Below are 10830 nucleotides of genomic sequence, written 5' to 3'. Positions count from 1 at the left end.
GGCTTTTTGGGTACAGGCAACCTAAACACCGACCCCCGTTTTGTCGATGCCGGAGGGGGAGATTTTCGCTTGCAGCAATGTTCACCGGCAATAGATGCGGTAACCAATACCAACGCCCCGACCGCCGATTTTGAGGGCAATGCCCGCCCTTTCAACGCTACGGGGGTAAACAATGCAGACATGGGGGCATATGAGTACCGATCTGCGTATGATGTCTGTTCTGTCTGTGCTACGAGTACAGAACTTACTATTTCGACCCTTATCCACAACCGAACGGGTACTGTGGGATATTGGAGGGGGTGTGGGATATATGGGCTGTATAAAGTAAGGATTACCGCTAAAGGAGCGAAAGGAGGCAATAATGGCGGTGCAGGAGCAGTAATGATTGGAGAGTTCATTGTATCGCCTGGTCAGGTACTGGAATCGGTTGCCGGTGCTTCTGGAGGAGACGGTAATAGAGGTGGCGGAGGAGGAGGTTCTGGTACACGTATTCAAGGTGGCTTGCCACTTATTATTGCAGGCGGAGGCGGAGGCAATTCTGGAGGAGGCTTCGGTCTTATAACTAAAGGTAATGGGCAGGGTGGGAATTGGCTTGTTACTGGCGGCGGCGGCGGCGGCGGCCTTAACGGTAGTGGGTTTGGTGGGGTAATGGGCGGTGGTGCCGGCTTTAATGCGCTTGGCGGATCAGCTTCCGGAAATGGCGGTGGTGGGTATGGCGGTGGTGGCGGGGGCACTGGCCTTCACGCCGGCGGCGGCGGTGGTCAGACAGGAGGAACGGCCATTACTCCAAGCAGTGGCGGAGCATCGTATAATCTTGGCAGCAACCAAAACAATACTGAAGGGGCCAACAATGCGGGAGGTCAAGTCATCATTGAATACCTCGGTACTGCTTCGCTTTCGGCGACAGCCACGGCCTCGCAGCCTACTTGCGCCACACCCAACCAAGGCAGTGTGAGTATTGACCTCACCGGCGACCTCACCGGCAATACCTCCGGCGGGGTGGAATATGCCATCGTATCGGGCGGTAGTTTTTCGGGCAACCCCACCTTTGCCGACGTAACGGCCGACCCGCTCAATCTAACTGCCGGTACCGGGACAACCCTCGGCACTTATACCGTTCGGATTCGACTCAAATACAATCCTGACCTATACATTGACCGTACTTATACGATAAGTCCTAAATTAACGGGCACGATTTATGTGAAAGCCAACGCCACGGGAGCCAACAACGGCACTACTTGGACAGATGCCTTTACTTCATTACAAGATGCCCTCTCCGCTGTTTGTTCAGGTGCACAAATCTGGGTAGCGGCAGGTACGTATAAACCTACAGCCGATGCTTCGGGCAACATGGCTCCAACCGATGCTCGTACCAGAACTTTTGTAATGAAAGACGGCGTGGCGATTTACGGCGGGTTCAACGGCACAGAGACGCAGCTTTCGCAGCGCAACTGGGTAGCAAATGAGACAATTTTGAGTGGAGACATTGATGGTACTCCCGATGTAGTAACAGGCAGCGGAAGTACATTAAGTATTACAGGCAACGATGGTAATTCGTATCATGTTATTTATAATGATAACAACGGACTCTCCAACAGCGCCATTCTCGACGGGTTTACCGTTTCGGGGGGGAATGCCAGTGCAATTAGTGGGCTTAATAACAACGGGGGTGGGATGTATAATAATAACGCCTCACCCACGGTTGTCAACTGTAAATTTATTTATAATAATGCTTCTAACTCGGGGGGAGGGGCATATTTCAATAGCTCGAATATTACCATAGACAATTGCAGTTTTAACTTGAACAGCAGCGGTTTGGGTGGCGGCTTTAATATATCGTCATCCAGCATAGCTGTCAATCATTGTCAATACACTGGAAACAGAGCGAAAACGGGGAGTGGTGGTGGAATTAATGTGACAAGCACTGCCTCATTAACAATGTCTAGCTGCCAAGTGACTGAAAATAGTGCTATAAGCTTTGGGGGTGGAATAAATAGTTTTGGGGTTCTTACTATTTTATCATCTCAAATTAATAATAATACGGCAGCGAATGGGGGGGGGGTAGCTCAAGCGAATCGCGAATTGATAATGAACAATTGTGAAATCAGGAATAATAGGACTATTTTTCAAAGCGCCGGTATCAATCTCCAAGATGTATCAAGCGCTATCCTAACCAATTGCGTCATTAGTGGTAATGAAAGCCAGTCTTCTCAAGGTGGAATTTCTTTAATGACGTACAATGCTACAAATTCACAAGCTACTCTCATTAACTGTACTGTAGCCAACAACAAGTCAGTAAATGGTTTTGGGGCTATTTGGACTTACGTAGATCAGAGCGGAAAAACGGCTACATTTACTTTAAAGAATACCATCGTTGCCAATAATCCAGGAGGGAATTTTTTAAGAGGCAACCAGCCTACTAACCCTGTTTATTTCGGTACTATTCAATCACAGGGCAATAACTTGGATAGTGATGGAAGCAGTGGTTTTAGCAACGGTATTAATGGTGATTTGGTCAATGTTGATCCTTTATTTGTGTCGTCAACGGATTCACGCCTACAAGCCTGCTCCCCTGCCATCAATGCAGGAGACCCCGCTACCACCTCGGCATTGGTAGGTAATTTGGACTTGGATACCAATCCTCGTTTTTTCAATAATGGTACGGTGGACATGGGGGCGTATGAGTATCAAGGTACGTTTGACGCCGTAGCTCCCGCTGCCCAAGTGACCAACAGCGTATGTACAACTTTTGGCAGTACGCCATCGGGCGGGGTCATCAGCGCCCCGAGCGGTAGCTGTCCCGCAGGTTCGAGCTTATACTATTCGACTAATAACGGCGATAATTGGTCAACCACCTTGCCAATCTATGTGCAAGAAGGCCCCGCGCAAACGATATTGACTCGTTGTACATGTGATGCCAATCCATCTACTTTTGGCCCGACGAGCACCGTGACGACCGTCCCGGGTACATGCCCGGCTTGTCCCGATTTGACGTCGGCAGCACCAGCGGTACAAGTGACAAACAGTGTTTGTACGACTTTTGGGGGAACGGCTTCGGGGGGAGTTATCAGCGCGCCAAGCAGCAGTTGCCCCGCAGGTTCGACATTACAATATTCAACTGACAACGGCGGTAATTGGAGCATAACTTTACCGACTTACGAACAAACAGGGTCTGGGCAGACGATACTGACGCGCTGTAACTGTACTGCCGATGCGAGCAAATCAAGTCCAACGAGTACCATGACGACGGTTCCAGGTACATGCCCAGCTTGTCCCGATTTGACGGCAGCCGCGCCAGTGGTACAGGTGACCAACAGCGTTTGTACGACGTTTGGCGGCACGGCTTCGGGTGGTAGTATTAGCGCGCCAAGTAGCAGTTGTCCATCAGGTTCAACGCTTTATTATTCAACTGATAATGGCGGTAATTGGAGTAAAATTTTGCCAACGTATGTTCAAGAAGGCCCATCTCAAACGATACTGACGCGCTGTACGTGTGATGCCAACGCGAACACATCTAGTCCGACGAGTACGGTAACGACAGTTCCAGGGGTTTGTCCTGCCTGTCCCGTGTTGACGTCGGCTGCGCCAGCGGTACAAGTGACCAATAGTGTTTGCCAAACAGGATGTGTGATCGGAGGCGGTAGCATTGCAGTGCCAAGTACGAGCTGCTCTGTTGGTTCAACCCTCCAATACCAGTTAAATGGCGGGGATTGGAGTACGACGTTGCCAACGTATGTGCAAACAGGTCCCGCCCAAACGATTAAAACGCGTTGTGTGTGCAATAGCAACGCTAGTCAAACTAGCCCAGAGTCGTCAGTAACGACAGTGCCAGGGACAGTGCCTATGTTGGTTGTGCCATCCAATGGCTTGGCGGTGGTTTCCTGTCCTGCTTTAGCGACGTTGCCCGTGCCACCCGTAGTGAATGATTGCAGTGGTGCCGCCATAACCCCATCTAGCCCAACCATTACCAATAGCCCAGACCCGTTGACGTGTGAAGGCACGCGTACCTACACCTATACGTATCAGTGTGGCACGCGAACGGCGAGCTGGAGTTTCGTATATACAATTGAGCGGGAGGGCTTTACGGTGAATACACCGAATGGTTCAGCGACGGTGTATGATGCTAGTTTGGCGGTAGCCCCAACGCCACCCACGGTGTTGAGTCAGTGCGGAGAAACGCTGACTCCAAGTGCTCCCGTCATAACCAACAGCCCCAATCCGTTAGTGTGTGAAGGTACGCGAACTTATACCTATACGTTTACTGATTGTGAAGGGAACACGGTGAGTTGGAGTTATGTTTATACAATTCTTGACAACATAGCGCCCTCGATTACTTGTCCTGCCAATATTACAGCTTGTGAGGGTCAGACGATTACATTCGCTCCTCCAGTAGGCACCGATAATTGTCTTGGCGCAGTCACAACCCAGATAGCGGGCTTACCGACCAGCAGTCTTTATCCCGTCGGAATAACGACGAATACGTATAAAGTGACCGCTACCAATGGCCAAAGTAGCACTTGTTCGTTCACGGTGACGGTGCAAGGTAAACCCACGATTACGTTGTCAACCCTCCAACAAACGCTAGTTGAAGGCAATAATCCTGTTTTGTGTGATACAGATGCGAATCCTGTTAACAGTTTGCAGTTTAATGTTTCGGGTTTGTGTGTGGCGGGAAATCCCGTCTGGCGCGTGCAAGTGGGTAGCGGTGCTTGGAGCGCCTGGACAACCAATCCACCAGTCAACCAATTATCCAATAACCAACCCCACCGCTACCAAGCGGCTTGTGATGCGAGTTGTACTTCGACGTATTCGGGAGTAATTGAGTTGACGATAAATAACCGCGCCACTGTCCCACAAAACGTGTCGCTGTTAGTCGATGGCGTGACAGTATTGGTGGGCGAGAGCAAAGAAGTGTGTAGTTTGGTTACGATTCCGCTGACATTTAATGCTAATTGCGCGGCGGGGGAAGTGACACTTTACTCGGTCGATGGTGGTGAATATTCATCAGGCGTGCCCACGGGTTTGGTGGATAATCAGTATCACAATTACCGCGTGCGTTGCCGCAAATCAGACGGAACGCCGTCGTGTGTGGAATCTGAATCGGGCGTGATGCGTTTGAAATTAGTAACTATTCCAACGGCTCCGACGGTTTCGTTGTCATCAACGAGCAGTTGTGATGCGACAGCAAGTTTTAGTGGGCAATCATCTTGCGGTACTCTGCGAACGGTTTGGTACAATGCCACTACGAACGTAGCCTTGCCCAATTTGCCATCAACCGTTCCAAGCCAGACGACCTCGTATTATGCCCGTTGCCAAACTGAAAATGGTTGTGTAAGTGAAAAGAGTAACGTGGTGACGTTTACGCTAACGTCAACGCAAGTCGCTCCAGCAATTATGGCGAGTCAAGAGATAGTATGCACAGGGACGAGTGTAACAATTTCGGCGAATTGCCCTGCGGGTAGTCAGACGTTCTGGAATACGGGCGTGACCACGCCTAGTTTTGAAGTCTCGTTTAACAACGTAACTAAGCAGACCTACTGGGCGAAGTGTATTTTTGCGGGTGGTTGTCAAAGTGCCGAAAGCACTCGCAAGGATATTTATTGGAATGCTTTCGTGGTGACATTGATTAATGTGGGAGAAAGCAAATCTTCGGTGAAGGTAAACGACCGCGCAGCGTGGTCGAGCCAGTTCATCACGCGTGACGGTGGTCCCGAATTGGCGCAAAGTACGCAGCAAAATCCTACGCTGTATTATGTAGAAAACGCCAACAAAACAGCCCCTCGCTACTGGACAATCAACGTGGAAGCTTGTGGCTTGAGCACGGATGGTTCATTAACTTTTGACATGTTAGCAACACCCGAAATGGGCGTAATTCGCTCTTTCAACACCCACGAAAATAATGCACCCTACTTTATGTACGCCAACCGCGAAGGCTGGACGGAATTGTACGCGCAGAATCATCCTGCCTATGGTTTCTACCAAGACAACGGTGCAGGCGGTAATGCCTACGATGCAGGTTTGCCCAAGGGTTTGTACAAGTTGGGGGTAAGGTATTGGGATCAAAAAGGTTGGGGTAGTATTTATCCTTCAACGCGTAAACCGCAGGGCAACGTGTTGGCGTACCAAGAATACTGGTTCCGCATCCAATCGAAAAATGGCGTAGGCGTGGGAGCAGCGAGGGAAGCTATCAGCGATTTGTCATCCCGACGGTTCGCCGATGCGAGGGATCTAAAACCTGCTGATAACGGGTCTTTCGCCACAATCCTCCCCAACCCCGTCACCAACACCCTCCGCCTCCAATTACAAAACAGCAAAGAGCAAGTTGTGCAAACTACGTTAACCGATGCGTCGGGGCGTGAGGTTTTGAATCGCCAATTTGTGCCCGAAACCAACAGTCACCAAGAGGAGTTTGAAGTCGGTGAGTTACCGACGGGAATGTATTTCTTGCGGGTGACGACGCCAGACAGACAAACGACTTTGAAAGTGGTGAAATTGGAGTAAAACAAGAGTATATATTAATATCCTAAAAGTCCTGTGAGCGTAATACTTCAGGACTTTTTTATGACTGTGTGATTTATGAGTTTAAATCGGCTACGAGCCAATTAATGAGAATTTTTAACTTATAAAATAGACTCTTACTACCACTATGTTTAGTAACTTTGGCCTCAGATAGAACAAAAAGTATCCCTAAAGTGCCACAAAAAAGCGCGAAATGATGCTTTGTTTCAACAATGCACTTTTTGTTAAGGATGTTACTTTTGATATAGACTGCTTTCGTTTTTGTTATGCTACTCAATAGAAACCAGCAATGGTTATTGATTTCGTTACTAACCCTCTTATATCTGCCCCTAAAGGCTCAGGTACTGGACTTGTCAGAACCTGAATTGATTACCGATCGTCAGGGATTACCACAGGGATTTGTCTCGGGTATTGTACAGGACAAACAAGGATTTATCTGGATGGCTACCCACGATGGCCTTTGTCGATACGACGGCAACCGCTTAAAAGTCTTCCGAGAACAGCAAGATACTACTGGAAAGTTATCCATGCCGTTTTCTAGTATTTTCTCTTTATCTATTGATCATCAGGGGCGTATCTGGATTGTGTCAGAAGAGGGTGAGTTGGTTGTGTTTGATCCTCTTACCGAAATCTTTGCCCACATCTCGAAACAACTGGCCAGTCTGACGGTCCCCCATATAGGAGCCCATCAGTACTACGCCGACCGACAAAATAGGTTATGGATGGCCTTTGATGGAAAAGGATTAGTGTGTTATGATATGACTACTAGGCGCGCGCGCTGGTTTCAGCACTATGCTGACCAACCGCATTCCATAGGCTCGAATCACGTACGTTCGGTACTACAAGATCAGCAGGGGACGATTTGGATTGGTACAGCTGATGCAGGCTTGGAACGGTTGGATGAGAAGACTGGATATTTTCAACATTATCGTCCAAACTCGCAGACACCATTGGCGTTGCCCGAACTGGCTATATTTGGAATGGTTCAACGCCCGTCGGGTGAACTGCTGCTTGGTACCCATCATTATGTCTGCCAGTTTAATCCCCAAACGGGCAATTTTCAATCGCAACGATTGCCTGATGAAAATAAAGATTTGTGGGATGATCATCATTTATGGGGTATCCATTTTGTAACCGATAGCCAGGGTGAAGTTTACTTAAATCAGCAGAACAGTTTGTATCGCTTTACCGACTTGGCAAAACTTCAGCAAATTACCCGTTTTACGTCACAAACTGGTTATTGCACCAGTCTGTTTATTGATCGCTCGGATGTTCTCTGGGTGGGGACTAACGGTTCGGGCGTGCGCAAATACAATTTAAGAGCAAACAACTTCCAGACAGATCGTTATCAGGGTCGTTTTCAGGTGGACATACTTACCAAATGGTTGCATCTACCAGCCGAGCAGGTGCGTTCTATCCAAAACGCAGACCAGTATTTTTTTCGTTATACACTTGATCATCAAGGATGGCTTTGGGTTAATTGCGGTACTTCTACCATCTATCACGTCAATCCAGCCAATTATCGAAGTCAGCTAATTGAGTTTCCCATTCCCTTTGACCCAAAGATTGCTCCGCTGACAACCGACGAGCAGGGACGTGTTTGGTTACTACATAAGCATGGAAATGTATATTATTTTTGGTATTACGAGCCTGAAAAACATCAGTGGATTCGTTCGGAGCATCATTTTAAAGAGGAATTTTCCATCGAATTTTTACAGATACTTGCCGATAAACAGGCATTTTGGCTGACTACGGGAAATCAGGGTTTGTATCGGCTTGACCGAAAAACGGGGCGGCTGCGTAAGTATATCCACCAGCCCAATCAACCTACATCGCTCAGTAGCAATGCACTTTATTGTTTGACCGCCGACCCCGCCGACCCGAATCTGCTATGGATTGGTACGTTTGGCAAAGGATTGTGTGCATTCGATAAGCAGTCAGGTAAGTGTCGGCGAGTGACGGAACAGGACGGGCTGCCCAATGATGTGATTTATTCGGCCCTTCCTGACCAGTACGGAAATCTGTGGATTGGCACAAACAAAGGGCTATGCCGAATGAATCGCAAAACATTTCATACCCAAAATTTCACCATTGAAGACGGGCTGCTGGCCAATGAATTTAACCGCTTTCACTACCTTCACCTTCCTGATGGACAAATCATTATGGGTGGTGTGGAAGGTATAACAGCGTTTCGCCCAGCCCAATTACGCGATGATTCATTTCGGCCCAAAGTAGAATTAACGGAATTGTATGTCAATAACCGGCTGGCTGTCCCCAGTCCTCAGTCGTTTCTTCGGGCACCTATTCACGCCATTCATGAGCTCATTCTCCCCTATGATCAGAATTTTTTGACCGTACATTTCGCAGCTTTGCAATTCAACCTACCAGGTAAAAATCACTATCGCTACAAACTGGAAGGCGTGGACGATGATTGGGTGGAGACCCGCCAGCCGCAAGCCATTTATACCATGCTGGCTCCTGGTCACTACACGCTGCTAGTGAATGCGTCCAATACGTCGGGTGCGTGGAGTCCTTACGTACGTCGATTGTCTGTGAGCATCAATCCTCCTTTCTGGGCTACTTGGTGGGCCTATGTGCTGTACATATTGGTAGTAGCGGGGAGCTTGTGGTATGGTATTCGTTTACGAATAAACCAGTTGCAATTGCGGCAGTCGGTAGCGCTCCGTCAACAGGAAGCTCGGCAATTACGTGAGCTCGACGAACTGAGGTCTCGTTTTTTTACCAATGTTACGCATGACTTCCGTACTCCGCTGACCTTGATTCTTTCACCCATGCCTGGCTTGATTCAAGAACTGGCAGGTACGCGGTACGCCAAGCGATTAGAGTCGATTAGTCGCAATGCGCGGCAATTGTTATCCTTGATCAATCAATTGCTGGATTTTGCTAAACTCGATGCCAACGTGCTGGCGGTTCAGGAAGCACAAGGGGATATCGGCCAATTTGTGGAACAGACCGTCGGATTGTTTCAGGAAGAAGCTACCCAAAAAAGCATCACCTTGTTGGTTTCATCAACTGTTGGTGAGACTTACTGGTTTGATGAAGAAAAGCTTGGGCGAATTATCGCCAATCTGGTGGGAAATGCGTTGAAGTTTACGCCCAAGGGTGGACAAATTACGGTGTCGCTACATGTTTCTACCGATGTGGAACTGGTGATTTCGGATACTGGTGTGGGCATTGCTGCCGACAAACTACCGTTGGTGTTTGACCGTTTTTTTCAGCAGTCGACAGACGCAGCCACTGATAAGTCGGCAGACGGATTGAACTCACCCTCCAACACTCAGATGGGGACGGGTATTGGGCTGGCGTTGGTGAAAGAATTGGTGCATTTGCAGCAGGGACATATTGAGGTGGAAAGTACGCTTGGCCAAGGTACTACCTTTCGAGTGACGCTGCCTTACCGACGCGCCGACCAAGCCAGTCTGGTAACGAAGGTGGCTGAATCTGAGTTCTATGCTGAATCATCATTGGCAGACTTGCCGATGCCATACGAAAGTCACCGTGAGCCACCGCATTTGCTGTTGGTAGAAGATAATACTGAACTTGCTGATTTTATTGTCGATAGTTTGCCCGCCTTTTACCGCGTCAGTCGGGCGGTCAATGGCGCCGAAGGGTTGGAAAAAGCGTTGGCTGACTTGCCCGATTTAATCATTAGTGATGTGATGATGCCCGTGATGGATGGTTACACACTCTGTCAAAAACTCAAGGAGGAGGAACAGTCCAATCACATTCCTGTCATTATGCTAACGGCTAAAGTCACCTTTGAGAATCGCCTGGAAGGACTCATGCGGGGGGCTGACGATTACCTGACTAAACCTTTTCACGTACAAGAATTGACGTTGCGAGTTCACAATCTGCTAGAACGTCAGCGTCGGTTTTGCGAAAGGATGCGGCAAGAATTGGCACGACCTGTGTCTGCCAAATTCAACCAACCAAATGACGCGCTGGCTACGGAGCCAGTGCTGCTTGACCCATTTTTGGAAAAACTATACGGCATCGTCGAAGAAAAATTGGATGACTCGTCATTGAGCGTGGAGCAATTGGCCGATCAGCTCAGTTTGAGTCGCAGCTCGTTGCACCGTAAAGTGAAAGCACTAACGGGGCTGGCTACGGGGGATATTCTGCGTATGTACCGGCTCAAACGCGCCACTCAATTTTTGCAACAAGGTTATAACAGCTCCGAAACGGCCTATTGTGTAGGCTTTGATAGCCCCCAGTATTTTGCTAAGTGCTTTCGGGAACAGTATCAGATGACTCCCAGCGAATTTGCTCAGTCGGCCTAAATGTTCCAAA

At 48.7% G+C, this 10830-nt stretch carries 2 protein-coding genes; both read left to right on the top strand.

Features of this window, described 5'->3' with window-relative positions; genetic code table 11:
- Nucleotides 1–6501 (top strand): HYR-like domain-containing protein (locus K339_RS38030; protein ID WP_028525237.1); only part of this gene is annotated, 6501 nt, incomplete at its 5' end.
- Nucleotides 6502–6785: 284 nt separating this feature from the next.
- A complete protein-coding gene (locus K339_RS0120275) occupies nt 6786–10820 on the top strand; it encodes a hybrid sensor histidine kinase/response regulator transcription factor (protein ID WP_028525236.1) in 4035 nt (1344 codons plus the stop codon).
- Nucleotides 10821–10830 lie beyond the last annotated feature (10 nt).

This window comes from Runella limosa DSM 17973, assembly GCF_000482465.1.
GTDB classification, from domain to species: domain Bacteria; phylum Bacteroidota; class Bacteroidia; order Cytophagales; family Spirosomataceae; genus Runella; species Runella limosa.
Note: the sequence above shows the minus strand (reverse complement) of the source record. Positions and strands in the feature narration are given on the sequence as shown.

Excerpts from the sequence above, each read along its gene's own strand:
- K339_RS0120275 (WP_028525236.1), top strand. The coding sequence starts at position 6,786 with ATGCTACTCAATAGAAACCAGCAATGGTTATTGATTTCGTTACTAACC.